Origin of the sequence: Vibrio sp. E14, assembly GCF_020515785.1 — a bacterium.
GTDB lineage: Bacteria > Pseudomonadota > Gammaproteobacteria > Enterobacterales > Vibrionaceae > Vibrio > Vibrio diabolicus.
The window spans coordinates 78,045-98,807 of sequence record NZ_JAHPJI010000010.1 but is presented as its reverse complement, the minus strand read 5'-3'; the positions used below and the strand labels follow the sequence as shown (position 1 = coordinate 98,807).

19 protein-coding genes are annotated in these 20,763 nt (G+C 44.7%); 13 read left to right on the top strand and 6 right to left on the bottom strand.

Going from position 1 to position 20,763, the window contains the following annotated elements; genetic code table 11:
• Positions 1–299: 299 nt before the first annotated feature.
• Positions 300–1,334: a lactonase family protein gene (locus LIX84_RS20515; RefSeq protein ID WP_226422082.1), complete on the top strand. Its 1,035-nt coding sequence runs from the start codon at positions 300–302 to the stop codon at positions 1,332–1,334.
• Between the two features lie 86 nt (positions 1,335–1,420).
• On the opposite strand, the gene LIX84_RS20510 is transcribed toward LIX84_RS20515, so the two are convergent.
• The gene (locus tag LIX84_RS20510) at positions 1,421–2,212 is read right to left on the bottom strand and encodes a PhzF family phenazine biosynthesis protein (RefSeq protein WP_046873726.1); all 792 of its coding nucleotides are present in this window, start codon (positions 2,210–2,212) and stop codon (positions 1,421–1,423) included.
• A gap of 188 nt (positions 2,213–2,400) precedes the next feature.
• Here LIX84_RS20510 and LIX84_RS20505 point away from each other — a divergent pair, with 188 nt between their 5' ends.
• Positions 2,401–2,934, top strand: a complete 534-nt coding sequence (locus LIX84_RS20505; RefSeq protein WP_005482606.1) for a YbhB/YbcL family Raf kinase inhibitor-like protein — start codon at positions 2,401–2,403, stop codon at positions 2,932–2,934.
• Between the two features lie 21 nt (positions 2,935–2,955).
• On the top strand, positions 2,956–3,735 hold the full coding sequence (locus tag LIX84_RS20500; protein ID WP_226422081.1) for a helix-turn-helix transcriptional regulator: 780 nt from the start codon (positions 2,956–2,958) through the stop codon (positions 3,733–3,735).
• Between the two features lie 42 nt (positions 3,736–3,777).
• Here the strand turns inward: LIX84_RS20500 and arsB are convergent, their stop codons facing one another.
• Entirely contained in the window at positions 3,778–4,833 is a 1,056-nt protein-coding gene (arsB, locus tag LIX84_RS20495; protein ID WP_005391233.1) for an ACR3 family arsenite efflux transporter, read from the bottom strand.
• A gap of 84 nt (positions 4,834–4,917) precedes the next feature.
• On the bottom strand, positions 4,918–5,259 hold the full coding sequence (locus LIX84_RS20490) for an ArsR/SmtB family transcription factor (protein ID WP_005391232.1): 342 nt from the start codon (positions 5,257–5,259) through the stop codon (positions 4,918–4,920).
• 394 nt (positions 5,260–5,653) lie between these two features.
• On the opposite strand from LIX84_RS20490, the gene LIX84_RS20485 reads away from it, so the two are divergent.
• From LIX84_RS20485 to LIX84_RS20455, 7 genes are all read left to right on the top strand, one after another.
• Positions 5,654–7,411: an SgrR family transcriptional regulator gene (locus LIX84_RS20485; RefSeq protein WP_226422080.1), complete on the top strand. Its 1,758-nt coding sequence runs from the start codon at positions 5,654–5,656 to the stop codon at positions 7,409–7,411.
• Positions 7,412–7,844: 433 nt separating this feature from the next.
• Complete coding sequence (locus tag LIX84_RS20480; protein ID WP_005391226.1) at positions 7,845–8,288, top strand: PTS sugar transporter subunit IIA; 444 nt, start codon at positions 7,845–7,847, stop codon at positions 8,286–8,288.
• A 12-nt stretch (positions 8,289–8,300) separates the two neighbouring features.
• Positions 8,301–9,725 carry a PTS mannitol transporter subunit IICB gene (locus tag LIX84_RS20475; protein ID WP_329958998.1) on the top strand — a complete coding sequence of 475 codons (1,425 nt, stop codon included), beginning with the start codon at positions 8,301–8,303 and terminating at the stop codon, positions 9,723–9,725.
• 47 nt (positions 9,726–9,772) lie between these two features.
• Positions 9,773–11,044, top strand: coding sequence for a zinc-binding dehydrogenase (locus LIX84_RS20470; RefSeq protein ID WP_226422079.1), 1,272 nt, complete (start codon positions 9,773–9,775; stop codon positions 11,042–11,044).
• Between the two features lie 59 nt (positions 11,045–11,103).
• Complete coding sequence (locus LIX84_RS20465; protein ID WP_005435522.1) at positions 11,104–11,622, top strand: MltR family transcriptional regulator; 519 nt, start codon at positions 11,104–11,106, stop codon at positions 11,620–11,622.
• Between the two features lie 9 nt (positions 11,623–11,631).
• On the top strand, positions 11,632–12,366 hold the full coding sequence (locus LIX84_RS20460) for a nucleoside/nucleotide kinase family protein (RefSeq protein ID WP_226422078.1): 735 nt from the start codon (positions 11,632–11,634) through the stop codon (positions 12,364–12,366).
• 25 nt (positions 12,367–12,391) lie between these two features.
• Positions 12,392–13,138: a phosphatase gene (locus LIX84_RS20455; RefSeq protein WP_226422077.1), complete on the top strand. Its 747-nt coding sequence runs from the start codon at positions 12,392–12,394 to the stop codon at positions 13,136–13,138.
• 215 nt (positions 13,139–13,353) lie between these two features.
• Here LIX84_RS20455 and LIX84_RS20450 read toward each other — a convergent pair whose 3' ends face one another.
• Complete coding sequence (locus tag LIX84_RS20450; protein ID WP_005391220.1) at positions 13,354–13,689, bottom strand: helix-turn-helix domain-containing protein; 336 nt, start codon at positions 13,687–13,689, stop codon at positions 13,354–13,356.
• Between the two features lie 141 nt (positions 13,690–13,830).
• Here LIX84_RS20450 and LIX84_RS20445 point away from each other — a divergent pair, with 141 nt between their 5' ends.
• The 3 genes from LIX84_RS20445 to LIX84_RS20435 all read left to right on the top strand — a co-directional run bounded on the left by LIX84_RS20445 (position 13,831) and on the right by LIX84_RS20435 (position 16,592).
• The gene (locus tag LIX84_RS20445; protein WP_226422076.1) at positions 13,831–14,142 is read left to right on the top strand and encodes a hypothetical protein; all 312 of its coding nucleotides are present in this window, start codon (positions 13,831–13,833) and stop codon (positions 14,140–14,142) included.
• A 697-nt stretch (positions 14,143–14,839) separates the two neighbouring features.
• Positions 14,840–15,997 carry an amino acid permease gene (locus LIX84_RS20440; RefSeq protein WP_005391218.1) on the top strand — a complete coding sequence of 386 codons (1,158 nt, stop codon included), beginning with the start codon at positions 14,840–14,842 and terminating at the stop codon, positions 15,995–15,997.
• A 235-nt stretch (positions 15,998–16,232) separates the two neighbouring features.
• Entirely contained in the window at positions 16,233–16,592 is a 360-nt protein-coding gene (locus LIX84_RS20435; RefSeq protein ID WP_226422075.1) for a hypothetical protein, read from the top strand.
• A 153-nt stretch (positions 16,593–16,745) separates the two neighbouring features.
• Here the strand turns inward: LIX84_RS20435 and LIX84_RS20430 are convergent, their stop codons facing one another.
• Both LIX84_RS20430 and LIX84_RS20425 read right to left on the bottom strand, forming a co-directional pair.
• Positions 16,746–18,617, bottom strand: a complete 1,872-nt coding sequence (locus LIX84_RS20430) for a methyl-accepting chemotaxis protein (protein WP_046873719.1) — start codon at positions 18,615–18,617, stop codon at positions 16,746–16,748.
• A gap of 447 nt (positions 18,618–19,064) precedes the next feature.
• A complete protein-coding gene (locus LIX84_RS20425) occupies positions 19,065–20,429 on the bottom strand; it encodes a YjiH family protein (RefSeq protein WP_031780191.1) in 1,365 nt (454 codons plus the stop codon).
• Positions 20,430–20,763 lie beyond the last annotated feature (334 nt).

Below are 20,763 nucleotides of genomic sequence, written 5' to 3'. Positions count from 1 at the left end.
CTTTTTAGAGCTTAGCATTTTATCTACAAGCGATTCTTTTTAAATAGAGAGGCTTAGCGTTGGAACAAGCTTGTCGCGAGGTGGAATGAAAAAACCTTGAACGAGGTCAGGTTTTTCCTGATAAGTAAAATTAAATGCCCAGCGATAAACACTAGGCTAGTTGGGGCAGCAAGTTGTCACTTGATTCTGAATTAGAAATCACTTCACATTTTAAGTGGCTGATTCGTAAAATGGATTGCGGTCTGCCATGACAATAGGCAAGGTGTTGAATAATACGAATCACTCATATAAGGCCATCCATGACAACAACTGGTCACGTGCATTTTTATATTGGCACTTACACCAACCCACCGAGTACGAGCACGGGCATTGCGCGTCTATCGCTGAACACTGAAACGGGTGAACTGACTCGGCTTGACGATGTTGTAGTTCAACGTAATCCGTCCTATCTCACGATCACCGAACACGGGCTGTATACGTTTAGCGAAATGGATAGAAATGAAGGTGCAGAGCTCGCGTTTTTTCGCGGTAGTGAATCCGTCTCTTTGCCGATTAATGGCGATTATCCGTGTCATTTGGATATCAAAAAAACGTTGTTGACGGTTGCTAATTATGGCTCTGGAAATGTTAGCGTATTTCAATTGGATCGCGATGGTAAACCGCTTGGTTTATTGGCGGATTTATACGTTGATGGATGCGGGCCGAATTTAGAGCGCCAAACTTCTCCTCACGCTCATCAAGTCACGTTTTTAAAGCACAGTCATCAATTGGTTGTCGTAGACTTGGGCAGCGATAGCGTCTTTATTTATGATTACGATGCCCAGCCGCCGGTTTTTTCACTGTCGCAAGTGATTCATTTACCCGCAGGTTCGGGACCGCGCCATGTGGTGTTTAACCAACAAGAGTCGACAGCGTATGTGGCTTGCGAACTGTCAGAAACCTTGATTGTGTTGGTTAAGCACCAAGATAAATGGCTTATCTCGAATCAAACAGAATTATTAGAAGGGGAAGATAATCAGCAAGCGGCGGCGGCGATTCGTCTTTCGTTAGATGAAACGTTTTTGTATGTCTCTTGCCGAGCTCAGAACAAAATCAGTGTGTTTGATGTGTCTGGTGATACGCCCAAAAGGCGAGCAGCCATTCACTGTGAAGGGGCTTTTCCACGAGATTTTGTGTTGTCTCATGATCAAAAGTGGTTGCTGGTTGCCAATCAACATTCCAACAATGTGGTGAGCTTTCGTCGCAATCCTCAAACAGGGGAAATTACTGCAACGGGTTATGACTGTGAGATAGGCTCTCCAGTGTGTATTGTCGAACACCTTTGTAACGATTAACGCAGAAGCAGCAGGAAATAGAAAAGCCTAGCGGGCGGCTAGGCTCTCAAGGATAAAAACAGTTAACGCCAATCTTCGAGGCACACTTAGACGTAAATTTTGCCTTTCATATACAACACACCATCACCAGATACATTGACGCAATCCTCTTTGACTTCGCAGTACAGAACGCCACCACGCGCTGATGCTTGATACGCCACTAAAGATGCTTTGCCGAGCTCTTGCGCCCAATATGGTGCTAAGCCTGCGTGGATTGATCCTGTGACAGGGTCTTCATCTCCGCCGTTTGCTGGCCAAAAGTAGCGAGATACAAAGTCGTATTGACTGCTTTTTGATGTGACGACGACATCGTAAGGGGCGAGTTGTTTCAGTTGGTCGGATCGATATTGAACATCGAAAACGGTTTGCTCATCTTCCACGATGACGAAGTAAGCTTGCGGGCTAAGCAGTACGTGTGTTACTTCGCAGTTTAATCCCTCAATTAATTGCGTAGGAATGGCGTTGACGGGGTGTGGCGCTCTTGTCGGAAATGTCATTTCAATCTTGCCAAGTGCGTTCTTAATTACGGTTAAGGTGCCCACTTTTAATGTGTGAAACTCAATACTTCCTGTAACGCCTAGTTGGTCGAACAACACCATAGAAGCGGCGAGCGTTGCATGTCCACAAAAGTCGATTTCTGTGAGTGGCGAAAACCAGCGTACTTCATATTGATTCGTACCAATCGCTTTAACAAACGCGGTTTCAGAGAGGTTGTTTTCCGCTGCAATGTTTTGCATTAGATCTGGTTCTAACCACTCTTGCAAGGGTACAACTGCGGCTGAGTTGCCTTTAAATTGCGTGTCTGTAAATGCGTCAACGACGAAGATATCCAGTTCCATTTTGTCTTCCTTGTTCTATAAGTGGTTAGTTAGCATAAACCAGATGCAACTCAGAAAATAAGAAATTTATGTTAGAATCTTAAAGTTTCAAAATAGACGGTGATTTTATGTTTTATGATACTTATTGGTGTGCCCTGGCTTGGGTTGATGAATAGACTTGAATTGAACTCATTGAAAGGAATAAACACATGAAAGCGATTCACAAGTCTGTTTTGGCCCTTAGCGTTTTGGTTATCGGCTCTGCCCACGCTTTTGAACTAACGAGCAAAGATATTCAAGAAGGTCATCCAATGGCGAAGACATTTGAATATTCAGGTTGGGGATGTGATGGTGCGAACCAGTCTCCACAACTGATGTGGAAAGACGTTCCAAAGGGTACAAAAAGTTTTGCGATTACCGCGTACGATCCTGATGCACCAACAGGCAGTGGTTTTTGGCATTGGATAGCGTTTGATATTCCAGCCTCAGTTAACGAATTGCCTCGTGGCGTTGATATTAGCAAGCTCGGCGGTAAGGAGTCTCGTATCGATTACGGTACTACTGGTTTTGGCGGCGCATGTCCTCCAGAAAAAGATGGTATGCACCGCTACCAGTTTACCGTTTGGGCCTTGCCAAGTGACAAGTTGAACTTGGATGAGAACACGCCAGCGGCGGTTGTGGGATTCACGTTGAATAGTGTCGCATTGGACAAAGCGAAGTTAACCGCCACTTACACACGATAATTAAATAAGAAAGGGGAGAAGATGAGCCACCAATATCAAGTCACGTTATTTCGTGCGGAGCAGCAGCAAAAGTTGCGTAACGTCAGGATTCACTCCCCGAGTCTTATCCAGATCATTAAAGGGAGTAAGCGTTTGTTTTGGAAAGACGAAGCGTTTGATATTCTTCATCCTAACATCATGCTTTGTGAAGCAAACGCTTCGCTGAATTTTGAAAACCTTCCTCAACAAGGGCGTTTTCTCTCACGAATGTTCAGTTTTCACTGTGTACCTAGCGATGAAATGTTAGAGCTGAGTGTGAGTAATGCATTGGGAAATTACGTCCCAGCGGTGGAGACAGACAAAGCACTGCAAGCGACATTAAATGCCTTGTTTTCTTTTGAACGGGAAAGTTTAAGTGAAGCGACGCAACGTTATTGGATGATGGGGTTGTATCAGCAGTTAGCAGAGCGAGGACTATTGCATCGGCTTTTCTCGAGTTCCAATACCTCGTTCAGTCAGAAACTCAGCCGCTATCTGTCACGCTCTCCGGGCGATGACCATCCTTTGGAATTTGTTGCTGAGCGCTTTGCTATGAGCCGAGCAACGTTGATACGCAAACTCAAGCAAGAGGGCACTCAGTATCGCGAAGTGCTGGCAGACGTGCGCTTAAATCACGCACTCTACCTGATGCAAAATGGTTCATATAACGTTGCGTTACTCGCGCAGTTGTGTGGCTATCAATCGGAAGGCCGTTTTAGCCAACGATTTAAAGGGAAGTTTGGTTTAACGCCCAGTGAGTACATAAAAACTGTCGTCAGTTAGTACTTAATATTGCTGTTTGGCTCGATCTTTATGTTTCCAATTTTAGCTCTGGTATTTGGTTTTCATCCTCAGTGCGACGTTAACCAAAGCAATCAGAACGGGAACCTCGATTAGCGGACCAATCACGCCAGCGAATGCTTGATCGGAGTTCAGGCCAAATACAGCAATGGAAACCGCGATCGCCAGCTCGAAGTTGTTGCCCGTCGCCGTAAAAGCGATGGAGGCATTTTTATCGTAGGGGATGCCCATTCTCTTCCCGATAAAGAAGCTGGTAAAAAACATCAATACGAAGTAGATCGCTAGTGGGACTGCCACGCGGAACACATCCATTGGTAGCTGTAAAATCATCTCTCCTTTGAGGCTGAACATCAGCACGATGGTGGCGAGCAAAGCGATCAAAGTAATGGGTGAAATTCGAGGAATAAACACATCGTTGTACCACTTCTCACCCTTTGCAGCGACTAACCATTTACGACTGAGAAAACCAGCGAGGAACGGAATACCTAAGTAAATCAATACGCTTTCCGCAATGTCTCCCATGGAAATATCAACCACAAAACCTTCATAGCCAAAGAACGGTGGAAGTACGGTGATAAATAGCCAAGCCATAACGCTGTAAGTCAGAATTTGAAATGCGCTATTTAATGCCACCAAGGCCGCGCCATATTCTTTGTTGCCGCCGCCAATATCATTCCACACTAAAACCATAGCGATGCAGCGTGCAAGGCCAATCAAAATAATACCGACCATGTAACCTGGATGATCACCAAGAAAGGTTAAAGCAAGAACGAACATCAGGATTGGGCCGATGATCCAGTTCATAACCAGAGACAGCGTGATGGCCTTTTTATCTCTCGTTACCGTTCCCAATAGACCGTAGTTCACCTTGGCGAGTGGTGGGTACATCATCAAAATCAAACCAATGGCGAGTGGTACGTTCGTACTACCAACGGACATTGCTTCGTTCCATTCTGCTACTTGCGGGTAGGCTGCGCCTATCCCCACGCCGATGGCCATTGCGACAAAGATCCAAACCGTTAAGTAGCGGTCAAGAAAGCTCATTTTTTCGCTGGCACTATTTAAAACTTCAGTCGTCATAGTGGTCTCTATTCGTTTATCGTCGAAAGGCGATATATAAGGTTATAGTTTATCTTTGCGCGCATGGAAAGCGCGCAACGTGTCTTAGCTAAATAAACCGGAAAATTGAGCGTTAAACGCGTTCAGTTTTTCACGTTGAATGCGGTAACAAACCTTTGGCGGGTTAGGTTCTGCACTGATAAACCCTGCCTGTTTTAGAATACGTAAGTGTTCTGATACGGTCGATTGCGCTAAACCTAACTCAGAGACTAAATCGCTATTTAAGCAGCCGCCCATAGTGTCTAAAGTGTGAAGAATATGCAGAATGCGTAAGCGAGCAGGATGAGACAGCGCTTTTGCTTGAGCGGCGAGTGCTTGCTCTTTATCCAGTTGTTTTTGTGTGGCTTCAAAAGCAATTTCGCATGTTTCGCTGCATTTGTTGCTCATGAGCAGACCTTTATAGTTAATCGTCGAATTACGATTAAGTGTACGTGTGCTTTTTCTAAGGCGCAACTGTTGGCAGTAAAAAAGCAGAACTTAAAGATACGACGAATTGGGGGTGTGGTATCAGGAGCTAAGTTCTGCTTGGGGGTTAGGTTATGAACAATTTTCTATATTTCCTGCTAGCCAAATCAGTATGGTGAAAAAAGGGGAGATAAAAAAGAGAGTAGATTTCTTCGCTTTATTCCTGATAAGACCGAGTAGGTGGGTTTTTCCTACAATATAGGTACGAAATGTTAGTAAAAGGGGAACAAAGTGTTTGGAAGTTTTCTTATTTTATTGCCGCCAAGTTCAGTAAAATACGCCTATTGAATGGCCTCCTAGAGTTAAGGTACGTACGGTGTCTGATCTCAACTTATTTCGTTATTACCAACGCTTGCTTTCGTTTAATGTTGGTGATGAAACGAAAACTACATTGCAAGAAATCGCTGATTTATTGTTTACCTCTCCTCGGCATGCGCGCAGCCTGTTGTCGCAAATGCAGGATAAAATGTGGTTGAGTTGGTATCCGAAAGCAGGAAGAAATCAGCGTTCGACCCTCGTACTCAATATCGAGTTAGAGGCTTTAAAAGAAAGCTTAGCTCTCGCGCGTATTAAGCGAGGTAAGTATGAGAAAGCGCTCGCGATATTAGATGAGGATGAAGTTGCGTTTGGACGTTTATTGAAAACAACGTCAGGCGCATCGGTTCAAGAAGGTCAGCTCAACATTCAACTGACCTACAAACGTATGTTCGAGCGTGTGGTTCCGCATCAACTGCAGCGAAGTAGTGAACGTTTTTTGCTTCGCCAAATTTATTGTTGTTTGGTTTCAAGCGATTACAACGGACAGGTGCAGCCAGAGTTGGCTCATCATTGGCGTTATGATGACAGCTTGTACGAATGGACATTTTATCTTCGTCCGGGTCTGACTTTTCATAATGGCAACCCAATTGATGCTGAAACGGTTGTCAGTTTGTTCGCCAAATTAAGCTCTTTGGAATACTACGAAAAAGAGCTGGCGCATGTTGCCAACATAACGGCACTTAATCCATTGAAGGTTGTTTTTAAGCTTAACCGACCTGACTTTGGTTTTGCTGGACTTATTTCTGGCGTGAAATATGGCATTCAGCCCGTGAGTCAGGTGAACGTTGCGAACAACAAGTTGGTGGTGGGGAGTGGTCCATTTTCCGTCGTTGAGCACAGTGAAAACCGTTTGAAACTGCAAGCGTTTGATGGCTATTACGCGTGTCGAGTATTAACGGATTTTGTGACGATATGGATCGTCAACGATGAACAGATGGAAAATCCATCGCTTGCCGCAAACACATTGCAACCAAAACCTGATTCTGCTGATGACATGTGCAGCCACTATATGTCGACGCCAAACAGTGAAGTATCACCAGCGAGTAAACGTAGTCGAACGGAAGACGGTTGTTTGTTCGCATTGTTTAACCATCATGCGAAGCACGCTTTGTCTCAGGCTCAGCGCCGATACATCAGTGAATTGATTCAACCTGAACAGCTAGCTGAAGTGATGCGTAATGAAAACATTATATTTGGGAGCATACCTGCTTATAACTTATTACCTAACTGGAAGCCGGTGTTGCGTCCATTTGGAGAAGCGGTCAAGTTGCCAAAGCTGATCACCATCGCAGGGTACAATTACACTGCGCTGCGCCGGTGCGCGCGAGCGATTTCTTCGCGTCTAAAACATGCGGGCAGCCGAGTCGAGATCGTTATGTACTCCTACCGTGAACTGAGCGAGAAAGCCAAAAACGGCACGCTTGATGAGACTCTGGTTGTCACCAATATTAACTTGGACGATAACCGTCATGCGTCTGCGTTTAGCAACTTCTTTAGCAATGCCGTGCTTTACCACACCTTAGGGGCGCAAAATGCGGCGTGGTTGGATGCTCAAATGGAAAATGTCCGCGCATTCTCACCGCTTGAAGATTACCTGAGCGCGTTAGAGCCGATTGCGTCCACATTGATTAGCGAATATTGGATTGCACCGATGTTTCACCATACTCAGACGCTACGTTTTCAAGGGGTCTTGGAAGATGTCGCACTCACAAACTGGGGATGGCCAGACATACGATCCGTTTGGTCTGCGGACTGATCAAAACCGCCTGAATGGCGGTTTTTTTTGTGTCTGCAAGTTGGTGAAAGCCAGTGACGTTTTTATTTTTTCTAGCCAACAAGTGTGATGCTTATCTACGTTTGAGCGCGAGTGATCAAGAAACGGCTCGAAATGAACTTTGAAATTAATCACGAATTATATCGAGTCAATAGGTCTAATGTGATCTGATTTAAATAATGTAACTTTAAGAATATTTTCGAGAAGGTGATTGTATTCAAAATTCGTCTATTGACTTGTTGCTCAAATAAAATTTGTAGATTTTTTACGTGTGGGATTTTTGAGCTCTGTCCATTTAAACAAATTGACAGGCTTTAAAGTGTGACTCGAAGCGCAAAAGTAGCTCGGTTGCGCGGTTGGGACTCTGTTATTGATAATTAACCCATCAGATGACGAACTGTTGATAGGGTTAAATATGTTGTACGAGTTAATCGACCACGAACTAGTAGATGTAATTAATGATCGCGCTTACCAATGGCAAGATGCGGTTAAAAAGACCACTCAATACCTAGAAAATAAAGGTTACGTCTCCCAGCACTATGCTGATGCAATCATCCGTTCAACGGAAGAAAACGGTCCTTACTATGTGTTATGCCCTGGATTGGCAATGCCTCATGCCCGACCTGAAACTGGTGTTTTAAAAACAGGTTTAGGCATTCATATTTTCCCATCACCTGTTGATTTTGGTTCGGATCTCGGTCCGGCCAATATTCTTATTACCTTAGCTGCGAAAGACTCTGATACCCACATTGAGGTGATTCAAGCGTTGAGCGAGATGTTTGTGGATGAAGAGAACATTGCAAAACTGGCACAAGCTTCTTCCAAAGAACAAGTGCTGGACATAATAAAAGCATACTAAAAGGAACATAACGTGAAAGCAAACATGCGAGCCAATGTGCAAGCCTTCGGAGGTCATTTGACCGCCATGGTGCTGCCAAATATCGGAGCCTTTATCGCTTGGGGCTTTATTACTGCACTCTTTATTCCCACGGGTTGGATGCCAAACGAAGCCTTTGGCGAACTCGTGGGGCCAATGATCACTTACTTGCTGCCACTTTTAATTGGTTACACTGGTGGTCAGATTGTTGGTGAAAAACGCGGCGCGGTAGCGGGGGCTATCGGTACGATGGGCGTGATTGTCGGGGCTGACATACCGATGTTTGTTGGCGCAATGATCATGGGCCCACTGAGCGCTTGGGTTGTGGTGCAAGTGGATAAACGTATTCAACACCGCATACCTTCTGGTTTTGAGATGGTGGTCAACAACTTCTCGTTGGGTATCGTCGGTATGTTGTTGTGTTTGTTCGCTTACGAGATTGTTGGCCCTTCAGTCACCGCAGCAAACTTGTTTGTGAGATCAGGCATCGAAGCGTTGGTTGCTACGGGCTTTCTGCCTCTGTTAGCGATCATTAACGAACCAGCAAAAGTGTTGTTCCTGAACAACGCCATTGACCAAGGAATTTACTACCCACTAGGTCTGCAGGCGGCAGCTGAAACAGGTAAATCTATCTTCTTTATGGTGGCATCTAACCCAGGCCCAGGTCTTGGTATGCTACTAGCTTACGCGAAATTTGGTCAGGGTTTGTCTAAACGCTCTGCGCCAAGCGCCATCATCATTCACTTCTTTGGTGGTATTCATGAGCTGTACTTCCCATACGTACTCATGAAACCAATCATGATTGTGGCAATGATTGCTGGTGCGGCAACAGGCATCGCAACCTTCAACCTATTCGATGCAGGCTTGGTCGCGGGTCCAAGTCCAGGCTCTATCTTCTCTTACCTTGCTCTTACTCCGAAAGGTAGCTTCATTGCGACCATCGCCGGTGTGACAAGTGCAACGATTGTCTCTTTCTTGGTAGCAAGTGCGATTCTGAAAGTGAGCAAATCAGAAGAAAAAGAAAGCGAGTTTGAGAAATCAGTTTCTGACATGAAAGAGATGAAAGCAGAAGGCGCAGTTAAGCCAGTTGCAGCTGCGACGACGCAAGAGCCGAGCAAGCCAATTTCATTTATCGCATTCGCATGTGATGCGGGTATGGGCTCTAGTGCAATGGGCGCATCGACCTTCAAACGCAAGCTGGTACAAGCTGGGATAGAGATTGAAGTGAGGAACTTTGCCATCGAGAAAGTCCCGAGTGAAGCCGATATCGTCGTGACACACGAGAGCTTAGAAAGCCGCGCAGTCAACGCGACAGGTTTACCAGTCGTAACGATCAAGAACTTCCTCAACGACCCAGCGCTTGACGAGCTGATGGATAAGATTAAGCAACAAACGGTCGCGACTGAGCAACCAGCCTAACAATGCAGTTTGGGGCGGCAGGTATCGCCCCAATTAGGAGAGAAATCATGGTACAAACAACGGCAGCGGTTATCTGTGGTGAGAAAAACGTTCAATTAAGAACCTTTGATTTACCAAACATTTCAGCCGACGAACTTCTGGTTAAAAACATTTCAAACAGCATTTGTCTATCCACTTACAAAGCAGCATTGTTAGGTAGCAAACACAAACGCGTTCCTGAAAACATTGATGAAGTGCCAGTGATGACTGGTCATGAATATGCAGGTGTGATTGTTGAAGTTGGTGAGAACCTAAAAGATCAATTCAAAGCTGGCGATTACTTTGTTCTGCAACCTGCCATGGGCTTGCCAACAGGCTACTCGGCGGGTTACAGCTACGAAACCTTTGGCGGCAACGCAACGTATTCCATCATTCCTAAAATCGCTATCGACCTAGGCTGCGTACTGCCTTACCACGGCGATTACTTTGCTGATGCGTCGCTGGCTGAGCCAATGTCTTGCATTATCGGTGCGTACCATGCGAGCTACCACACCACGCAATACGTGTACGAGCACGATATGGGCATTAAAGAAGGTGGTGCGTTAGCGCTTTTGGCGTGTGCTGGCCCAATGGGTATTGGTGCGATTGACTATGCGATCAACGGCCCTGTAAAGCCAAAACTGATCGTGGTGACGGACATCGACGCCGCGCGTTTAGACCGAGCTGAAAGCCTCATTCCCGTTGCAAAAGCTAAAGAGCAGGGCGTAGAACTGCACTACGTGAACACGGCTCAAATCGACGACCCGGTCACGTATCTCAAAGCACTCAACGGTGGCAATGGTTATGACGATGTAATGGTCTACGCGGCGGTTGCTCAAGTGCTTGAGCAAGCGGATGAGCTACTTGGCAATGATGGTTGCTTGAATTTCTTTGCTGGCCCAACGGATAAGAATTTCAAAGTGCCGTTTAACTTCTACAACGTGCATTACGAATCAACCCATATTGTAGGGACGTCCGGTGGTTCAAAGGGTGACATGGTGGAATCTATTGAGCTTTCCTCACAAGGCAAGATCAACCCATCTTTCATGATAACCCATGTTGGTGGCTTACAAGCTGCACCCCATACGATTCTGAATCAGTTGGATATTCCGGGCGGTAAGAAGTTGATTTACCCACATATTGACCTGCAATTGACGGCGATTGATGACTTTTTATCGCTGGCAGACCAAGACCCGTTCTTCGCCGAATTAGATGCAATTTTGAACGCCAACAACTATGTGTGGAACGCGCATGCAGAAAAAGCGTTACTTGAGTTTTATGACGTGAGCTTAACGGTTTAGTTGCAACGAATTTGTGTGGTAGCCTTTGCGCTGCCACATAATGGAGAGGTCATAATACGTTGTCACGTGAAGACGAATTACTGGAGAAACTGGACGAGTGCGAAAATGCCACTGCGTTTCTTCAGGTTTCTAACAAAATAATTAACCTCAAGTTAAAAGCATTACTTCCGAGCGTGTTCGTCCAAGACGATCTGGTGAAGGAGTATGCTGTGGATCCTTTATTGAAAGAAGATGGTCCGTTGGTTACGACCGATGTGGTATCGAAGCTGATGTTTGCGATGGGCAAAATCTCTTTGGAAACTTACGCCGATATCGGATTGTACGATCAGGTCTTGGAGTACGTGGTTAGCCAACCGGAGAAAGTCGAATTCGCGGATGACGTGATTTACGATTTCATCAAAAACCAAGCGGTACTCTCTTCTCAGCAAGACAGCTTTTATCTTGAGTCGATCAATCAGCTTAAGTTCTCTTCGTTTGAGTCCTTTTCGCAAATGAGATACGAATCTCTCATCAAAACAGTGTTGAAGCTGTCATGTGAAATGTTGATAGAAAGAATCGAAGGGGAGATCAATCAATAAGGGTTCACCATGAAAGTGAATTTAAACGTCAGTGGTTTTGAAACCGAAGCTACCTTTCCTGATGCCGACGTAAAGCGAATCCATCAACCTCTTATCGAAAAATTTACCCGTCTTTATCATGAGAAGCAGGAACGCATTGTGGTGTTCTTGTGTGCCCCTCCGGGTAGCGGTAAGTCAACCCTTGCTGCGTTCTGGGAATACCTCTCTGAACAAGATGAAAACCAAGAGCCACTTCAGGTTCTGCCTTTTGATGGTTTCCACTATCCAAATGAGATCCTCGACAACAATACGATTGAACGAGATGGCGAGCTCATGCCTCTGCGCAGTATTAAGGGATCCTATCAAACATTTAATCTGACGGAGCTTATCGACAAGCTGAAACAGCTTAAAGTGAAAGACAGCAAATGGCCTTACTACGATCGCAACTTACATGATCCTGTGGATGATGCCATTCAGGTTAAACGCAATATTGTCGTCGTCGAGGGCAACTGGCTGCTGTTAGATGAACCAGTATGGAAAGAACTGCATCGCTTGGCCGATTTCACCGTCTTCGTCGATACACAGCCTGAGTTTCTACAAGAGCGTTTAGTCAATCGTAAGATTCGTGGTGGTACAGAGCCAGAAGCTGCATTGGAGTTTTATTTGAACTCAGATTCCGTAAATGTAGATAAGGTTTTAAATCACTCAATTCCAGCGGATCTCACGCTGTTTCTCAATCAAAACGGTTCGTTCGAAATTCGATAATTCGTCCACAATTTAGGAGGTCACCATGGATATCGTCGTTGATAGCCACACCCATACTATTGCCAGTGGACATGCCTACAGCACCATTTTAGAGAACGCATTGGCAGCCAAGAATAAGGGGCTAAAACTTCTTTGTACCACCGATCATGCTCCCGAAATGCCAGGAGCCCCTCACTACTGGCATTTCAACAATCAAAGAATTTTGCCCCGTTTTTTACACGATGTAGGTATTCTCCGCGGTGTAGAAGCCAACACGCTGAATGTGAAAGGGGAGATAGACTTACCACCTTCCTCTGACCAACATCTTGACTGGGTGATTGCGAGTTTCCATGAACCCGTATTCAAGCCCGCGACCGAAGCTGAGCATACTGCCGCTCTGATAAGTGCTATTAAAAGCGGCAGGGTGGATGTTCTCGGTCACTTAGGTAACCCAAATTACCCATTCGATATGGAACAGGTGCTGCGCTGTGCTAAAGAGCACAATGTTGCGGTTGAAGTTAACAATACATCTTTGACAGGCAAAAGCCGTAAGGGCAGTGATTCCCGTTGTGATCGCATTGTCGAGCTGGGCAAAGAGATTGGCGTTTACTTCAGTACCGGGTCTGACGCTCACTTCTGTGAAGAGATCTCTAAGTTAGATTTGGCAATTACTTTGCTGGAAAAACACGGTGTGGAAGAAGAGAAGATACTCACTACGTCGACGAGCCGATTCTTGAACTTCTTATTGCTGAGAGGTAAGGCGAGGATTCCAGAGTTTAAGGATTTCTACTAAGTAAAATCCCAAACACATTAAACGAAGTATTTTCTTATACAGCCCTAAAACCCGCCAAGCTGCGGGTTTTATTCGTTTTGGGGAGGCGTAGAACAAACAACGCGACTGTGATTTAAAGCGTGAAAAGAAGAGTCAATGAAAAAGGGAACGAAGGCCATAATTCGAGAATATTATAGGACGAGCGGGAATTTCATTGCTCTTAATCAGTCATAAGGTTATGAGCCGCTTTTTGTGTTCCGCTGTTCAATAACGAGCGATAACAGACGAACAAGTAGGGACTGAGCTTCAGGAGAGAGCAAGCGTGCAACGGCCATTAGATCATCCGCTGTTACATGTTGAACGTCTCTTATATCTAATGCGATGTCGAGATCGGTCAAATGCAGAGAGCGCAGTATGGAGCGATATTGGGAAAGTTTCAGGTCGGATTCTCCACGCTCTATCCGTTGATACGTTTTCACGCTCATCCCTGCGATGTTTGCCATTTGTTCACGGGAGAGGCCACTCGCTTTTCTTCTCGCAATCAGTGCTTCAATAATAGGATCGACCTGCATGTGCTCTCCTGAAAGGACAGTTTTGACCTAAATAAAGCAAGAAGTGGACCAGTTTAACCATCTCATATTTACCTGTTTTGCAATCAGTATAAGAATAGCTATCTAATAAAAATGTACATATTTTAGTCAGTTATAAACTCAATGGAAAAGTATCAATCATACAAATCAATCGAGAAAAAATCTTCAATTCGCAAAATGCAACGCATTTTATATCAATTATTTAGCGAGCTTAATGAGCAGCATCGTGTCACTAAAGACAATGTTGTCGCTCTGACTCGACAGTCTCAACAGAGGTTGATGAACTACAAAGAGCTTTATCTTCATAAAGAATCGATAGGTGAGGTAGAGTTGCAGATTGCGTATGAAAATATGAGTGTGACTGAGAAGCAGGTCGCGGATATGGGCGTTTCAGCATTAACTTATATCATCGGAGCGTTAGATAAAGCGTATTAATAGAATGGGCAAGCTAGCTTAGATTTAGACAGCTTGGATAACACCAAAAAGAAAGGATGCAAATGCTGGGGGAACCACACCCAGCATTCGGACACTCATTTACCTATAGTTTCGAACCGTAAATCAGTGTTTAGAGGTATGTGAACCGAACAGTGTCGGTACGCAGCGAATAATAGCGATATTGTCCGATCTAGGCTACGCCCCTGGAATCTAACACCTTTACTTGAACTGTAAATTAATTTGTACACCCATCCAAAATTGAGCGGTTGAGTACGTTCTTACTCTCATTAGGCGATAAAAGACTGATGAGTGATGAAAATAACAACACATCTTAGGTGAATGAGGAGAGTTGTTAAAATATATCGCTAGAAGATTGACCTTTTGCTTTTCAATCGTCCTGCTTATGCCTTACAATCTTTTCGAACCAAATCCATTCACAACGAATGGGGTTGATGAATTAAGATGAACAATTTTGCTTCGAACCCAAAGTTGTGCGCATTTCATCAACGATGACATCGCCCAAAACGACTCTCAAGTGTTCATGTGCAATTGAATTAACCACCTTTTGCTGCATGTTTTCTTAGCCATATAGGGTTCTTGTAACCAAATTTTGGTTGAGTAGAGCGTTTTGTTGGGTGTGCTTTGGATGTAGCACAACTGGCGAGAAATAAACGGATTGAATTTAGAGGTATTAACCGTGAACCTAAAACTTGTCGGCAGCTCCCTGATCGTTGCAGGTACTGCTCTTGGCGCTGGTATGCTTGCTATACCAATGGTGCTTGCTCAATTTGGCCTCCTCTGGGGCACTCTTCTTATGTTATTCATCTGGGCTGGGACGACTTACGCTGCGCTGCTCCTTCTTGAGGCCAGTTGCAAAGTAGGCGGCGGCGTGAGCATGAATGCAATTGCTCGCGAAACGCTAGGTAAAGGTGGCCAGTTGGTAACCAACAGCTTGCTTTACGCCCTGTTAGTTTGTCTATTGATGGCTTATATCATTGGTGCGGGTGATCTCGTACAAAAAGTAACAGCCTCAATTGGGCTGCCAACATCTACGATCGCAAGCCAAGTCGGTTTTACTCTTTTAGTCGGTATCATTGTTTCGGCAGGCACAGGGGTTGTAGATAAGCTTAATCGCGGTTTGTTCCTAGGCATGATCGTGGCGTTGATTCTGACACTTTTTGCGCTTGCACCAAGCGTCTCGTTTGAGGGACTTGATGAAGTCGTGAGTGACGATAAGATGGCGCTAATTAAGACAAGCTCGGTGCTTTTCACCAGTTTCGGTTTTATGGTCGTGATCCCATCGCTTGTAACTTACAACAAAGAGGCGAGCAAAACACAACTGCGTAATATGATTATCGTGGGTTCAACTATTCCGCTTGTTTGTTACCTATTATGGTTGTTAGCAGTTGTCGGTAACCTACCACCTCATGAGCTTGTTCAATACTCCAATGTAACAGAGTTAATCTCGGTATTAGGTCAGCAATACGAAGGTTTGGAGTTTATCCTATCCATGTTCACTGGGTTAGCACTGCTAACGTCGTTCTTAGGTGTGGCAATGGCGCTATACGATCAAAATGCAGACTTACTGAAAGCAAGTAAGCCAGTGATTTTTGTTACTACTTTTGTGCTACCACTACTAGGTGCTGTGTTTGCGCCAGAACACTTCTTGGCTATTCTTAGCTACGCGGGGATTATTCTTGTGTTTCTCGCGGTCTTTGTCCCATTATCAATGACAATGAAAGTGCGTCGAGTGCCAGTAGAAGATGACAATATTTATGAAGCTGGTGGCGGCGTAATGGGAATGAGCATGATCTTCCTATTCGGCTGTTTCTTGCTGTTTGCCCAAGCAGTATAAAATCACGCTAGCTTATTTAAAAACTGAGCCGCCCGTTGTATAACGGGCGGCTTTTTTGTGTTTATAACCCAAACACAGAGGACTTAAAAAGTTATCAATATCAGTGATGCTTAACCTTTCTCTGATAATCACGATAAGCTTTGACCTTGTAGTAAAACTCCTTGGCGAAAGGCTGACATGTGCAGTGATTCACCTACCTATTATGTTGCTATTGATATCAATAAGAGGCTCTGTTGTGTCCAAGCAATTATCTTTTGCCATGGTTGGCGTTATATTGTCTTTAGGTGTGTTTAGTATAGAAGTGATGGCTGACCCGAAACATAGGCATGGTCATCGATATGATCACCATCATGAGCATCACCATCATCATAAACGCAAGCACAAGCACAAGCACAAGCATAAACATAAGCATAAGTATAAACATCGTGACGTTATTTATGTGGAGTCTCGACGACCGAGACGCAGTTACTACTACCACGACCGAATTCCTCGTAATAGTACCTACATAAAGATTGGAGATTTCACCTATTTAAAAGTGGATGATCGTTTCTATCGTCGCTCCAATGACCGCTATATCCATGTTGAATTCAACTAGAGTGGGAAAGGCAGCATAGCAAGCGTGATAACAGTTTTGAGCCGAGTGGCAACAACACTAAAAACTAGGCGCTCTAAGTCTAGATACCACTGCGATAGAGGTCTAAAAACAAAAACAGCGAGCATTGGCTCGCTGTTTTTGTTTAGGTGAAGACTAGACTGTAAATCGGTTTAATATTTGATCTTGTTTATGTACATCTTCTTGCTGTGCCTGCATAGCATCGTTAGTTCGATTCGCAGATTCGGCGACTTGAGTCGATAGGTCTTTAATATTCACCGTATTGTTGTTGATCTCTTCCGCAACTAAGCTTTGTTCTTCCGCCGCTGAGGCGATTTGTAAGTTCATATCAGAAATACGCTGAATCGCATCACGAATACGTTGTAGCGCGTTGTTTGCCAAGTCTGCTTTTTCTACGGCTTCTACTGCGCTACCCTTGCTTTGATGCATAGCATTTGCCACAGATGATGCGCCAGATTGCAGCTGCTCAATCATAGTACGAATTTCTGTTGTTGATTCTTGAGTTCGTTGCGCCAGTGTACGAACTTCATCAGCAACGACGGCGAAGCCTCGGCCAGATTCTCCCGCACGTGCAGCCTCAATCGCGGCATTCAACGCGAGTAAGTTCGTTTGGTCCGCAATATCGTTGATGACTTTTAGAATCGTTTCGATGTTGGCGGTTGCCGATTCAAGCACTTGCACTTCTTCGACAGCAAGGTCAATGCTATCGGAAAGCATGTTGATCGTTTGTGTCGATTCACCGACCACAGAAGAGCCCTCAACCGTTGCTTGATCAGCTTCTTTGGCTGCACTTGCTGCGCCTTGCGCATTATTGGCAACTTCAGTCGCGGTAACAGACATCTCGTGCATCGCGGTGGCTAATTGTTCTAGCTCTTGTAGCTGAGTTTGAATAGCACCAGCCGAATCTTTTGCACCCTCAGCGGTGATTTGAGTGCCATTCAAAATTTGATCAGAAATACTCTTCGACTCAATAATTTGCTGTTGCAAGTTTTCCATGAACGTATTGAAGTTTGTAGCAAGCTCTGAGAATTCTTGGTCAGTATCAGTTTCAAGGCGCTGTGTAAGATCGCCTTTCCCTGACGCAACATCTTTAATCGCGTTGTTTAAAGTGTCCAGCGGACGCATGAGCGTGCGAATGAGTAGAGTCAGTGCAATAACAGAAGCAATCACAGCAATGATTGAATAAATAATAGCGCTGTTACGAAGCTCTCCTACGGCAGAGTAGGCGATAGCTTCATCAATAACTGAACCCACGTACCAGTTCTCGCCCGGGATGTGAGTCAAGTTAATCATATAACGATCGCCATCGATCTCAATGTGTTGCGTTGATTGTGTAAGATCGACCTGTGGTAGGTAGCTACCAACTTTTTCACCGTTGTATTTGCTTTGAGGGTGAGCAATGGTTGTTCCATCAGCGGTGACCAAAAATAAGTAACCAGCGTCAAACAGATTCACTTGGTTGACGAGGTCAGAAAGGGTAGTTAGCTCAAGGTCATAAAACATACCAGCTAAGAACTGGCCGTTTTCTTTTACTGGTGTACCAACAGAGATGATGACGTTTTTTGAAGACGCATCGACGTATGGGTCTGTTACGACCAAATCGCCTTTGTTTTTAGCTGCGATGAACCAAGGACGTTGACGCGGATCGTAGTCTGGTCCTGCTTCCCAGCCGTCGTCATTTTCAATCACGAAGCCATTGCTTTCATAACCAAAGCCAATCGCAAGAAAGCTGGCTTTTGGTGTTGGTCGCTCAAGAATGTTCTGAACGTAGTTGTGTGAACTTGGATTAAGTTCGATAACTTCAGTAATAGAACGAGCGAGATCCTTTTTAGCATTCATTTCTGATTGCACGGTATTGCCAACACTGGTCAATATCTCGTTCACACTCGAGTCAATGTGCTCCTGCGTTTGGGAGCGGATCGTCATAACTTGTTGCGTCGACAGTAGTGACACGGTAATTAGCAGCAAAAATGACGAGGCTGTGACAACCTTATGTCTAAATTTCATGAGCTTTCCTCTGATTCTCCCGGTTGGCTTCACTATGCTTTCACCTCTTTTTAAACGGGCGAATTCGGCATCAAGAGAAACCTATTGTGTTTGGTTATCTTTTTTATCGACATCGTTGTCAAAAACATGAGTCTATTTGTTGTCTTTTTTAACCAAATTTAAACAAAACGGTAAGTTACGACAAAAACCGTGAGTTTGATCAGATTTGTGCGCTCTGTTAATGAAAGCGTCATAATGAAAAGAATTGCGTAAAGCATAGTGTTTCAGTTTGGCGTTATTGGTGAGATGAGAGCGACTTAACTGTCGTAAAAGGGGGCGTGATTGGAGCTGTTCGTTGTAAGTTATGAGCGTTTGCTCATTAAGTGATCTGAATAGAGCTGTAGATAGAGTTTTAGACATAAAAAAGGCCCCGACAATGCGGAGCCTTTGTTGATTGATGCTTTGATTTTAGAAAATCAGATGAGCAACACCAGCAATCACAGGTAATGTGATTAGCGTACGCAGAATGAAAATAACGAACAGTTCTACAATGTTTACTGGAATTTTGCTGCCTAGTAGTAGGGCGCCAACTTCTGACATGTAGATAAGCTGAGTTACTGACATTGCTGCAATAACAAAACGTGTCATTTCATTATCAATTGATGCCGCTAAAATTGCCGGGATAAACATATCCGCAAAGCCAACAACAATAGTCTGTGATGCGGCGACAGCTTCTGGAATTTGCAGTAGCTCTAGGTATGGAATGAATGGCTGACCTAGAATTTCAAATACAGGAGTGTACTCTGCAATCACTAATGCCACGGTACCCAGACCCATAACCACAGGCAGTACACCAAACACCATGTCGATTGCGTTATGTACGCCTTCTTTAAATACCGACTGAACAGATGTTACCTGACCCGCACGCTTAAGTGCTAGATCCATACCCCATGAGAATGTGGTGTGGCCTTCTGGTACGGCGTCAGCATCTTTATCTGGGTTGCTGCCATCAATGTAGCGATCTTTCTTCAGGCTTAGCGGCGGTAAGCGAGGAATGATAACCGCAGCGACAATACCTGCTAAACAGATTGCGCCGTAGAAAGGTAGGAACAGATGCTCTAACTGTACCTGAGCGATAACCACTAAGCTAAACGTGATCGATACTGCTGAGAACGTTGTCCCGACAACAGCGGCTTCACGCTGAGTATAGAACTTATTTTCGTACTGTTTGCTGGTTAGCAAGATACCAACACTGCCGTCGCCTAACCAAGACGCCATACAGTCAATTGCGCTACGGCCAGGCAGGTTGAATACCGGGCGCATTATTTTACTCAGTAACGCGCCAAACAGCTCAAGAAGACCAAAGTTCAGAAGAAGCGGAAGGAGTAGGCCCGCAAAAATGAACACCGCAAACAAAGTTGGTAGAAGACCGGTAAGAACAAGGCCACCTGTATTTTCTTCCCAAATCGCTTTTGGACCCACTTGGAAGAATGTCATTAATACGGCTGCACCACCGATTAAGCGAACAATAAGCCAAAGTGGCGATGGATTGAAAAGACCGTTTAAAAATCCATTACGTAAAATCGCTGCAGGCTTGAAAATTTTGCAAAGAACAGAAGCGACTGCCATGAAAGCGATGATACTGGTGACGATAGCGATCAAGGTATCGCCTAATACTGCCGGGATGACTTTTGCCATAACCGCAACAGGGATAGTTAGGCCGCCATCGTATGAGATCGGAGCCATAAAGAGTAGAAGACCGATAAGGGAAGGGATGAAAAACATCCAAAAGTTGCCCTTAGGTGCTTCAGTAGCATTAGTGGTATTATGCATAGTTGTCTCGTGTTACTACTAGTCAATACTTGCCATTTCCATGACATAAATATTCACTAAACATCCGTATTTAATCACAGTTTTGCGGAGGGTACCCGCAAACTGCATCCATTGCAATACTATTCATTAAATACATCTAGTTATTCAGCCGATTTGTCGGGTAATTGGTCAAATAACGTATAAGTGTATATGAATATGTTGCTTGTGTTAGAAAATTGTAGCACGGGGCGAGGGCAGCGCAGAGAATTATGGGGCGCATTGTGACTGGAATAATAAAACGCTAAACAAATGTGACTTTGATCTAACTAACTTTTTGCCGGAAGCCCTGTTAGCC

Excerpts from the sequence above, each read along its gene's own strand:
- LIX84_RS20515 (WP_226422082.1), top strand. The coding sequence starts at position 300 with ATGACAACAACTGGTCACGTGCATTTTTATATTGGCACTTACACCAAC.
- LIX84_RS20510 (WP_046873726.1), bottom strand. The coding sequence starts at position 2,212 with ATGGAACTGGATATCTTCGTCGTTGACGCATTTACAGACACGCAATTT.
- LIX84_RS20505 (WP_005482606.1), top strand. The coding sequence starts at position 2,401 with ATGAAAGCGATTCACAAGTCTGTTTTGGCCCTTAGCGTTTTGGTTATC.
- LIX84_RS20500 (WP_226422081.1), top strand. The coding sequence starts at position 2,956 with ATGAGCCACCAATATCAAGTCACGTTATTTCGTGCGGAGCAGCAGCAA.
- arsB (WP_005391233.1), bottom strand. The coding sequence starts at position 4,833 with ATGACGACTGAAGTTTTAAATAGTGCCAGCGAAAAAATGAGCTTTCTT.
- LIX84_RS20490 (WP_005391232.1), bottom strand. The coding sequence starts at position 5,259 with ATGAGCAACAAATGCAGCGAAACATGCGAAATTGCTTTTGAAGCCACA.
- LIX84_RS20480 (WP_005391226.1), top strand. The coding sequence starts at position 7,845 with ATGTTGTACGAGTTAATCGACCACGAACTAGTAGATGTAATTAATGAT.
- LIX84_RS20470 (WP_226422079.1), top strand. The coding sequence starts at position 9,773 with ATGGTACAAACAACGGCAGCGGTTATCTGTGGTGAGAAAAACGTTCAA.
- LIX84_RS20460 (WP_226422078.1), top strand. The coding sequence starts at position 11,632 with ATGAAAGTGAATTTAAACGTCAGTGGTTTTGAAACCGAAGCTACCTTT.
- LIX84_RS20455 (WP_226422077.1), top strand. The coding sequence starts at position 12,392 with ATGGATATCGTCGTTGATAGCCACACCCATACTATTGCCAGTGGACAT.
- LIX84_RS20450 (WP_005391220.1), bottom strand. The coding sequence starts at position 13,689 with ATGCAGGTCGATCCTATTATTGAAGCACTGATTGCGAGAAGAAAAGCG.
- LIX84_RS20445 (WP_226422076.1), top strand. The coding sequence starts at position 13,831 with ATGGAAAAGTATCAATCATACAAATCAATCGAGAAAAAATCTTCAATT.
- LIX84_RS20430 (WP_046873719.1), bottom strand. The coding sequence starts at position 18,617 with ATGAAATTTAGACATAAGGTTGTCACAGCCTCGTCATTTTTGCTGCTA.
- LIX84_RS20425 (WP_031780191.1), bottom strand. The coding sequence starts at position 20,429 with ATGCATAATACCACTAATGCTACTGAAGCACCTAAGGGCAACTTTTGG.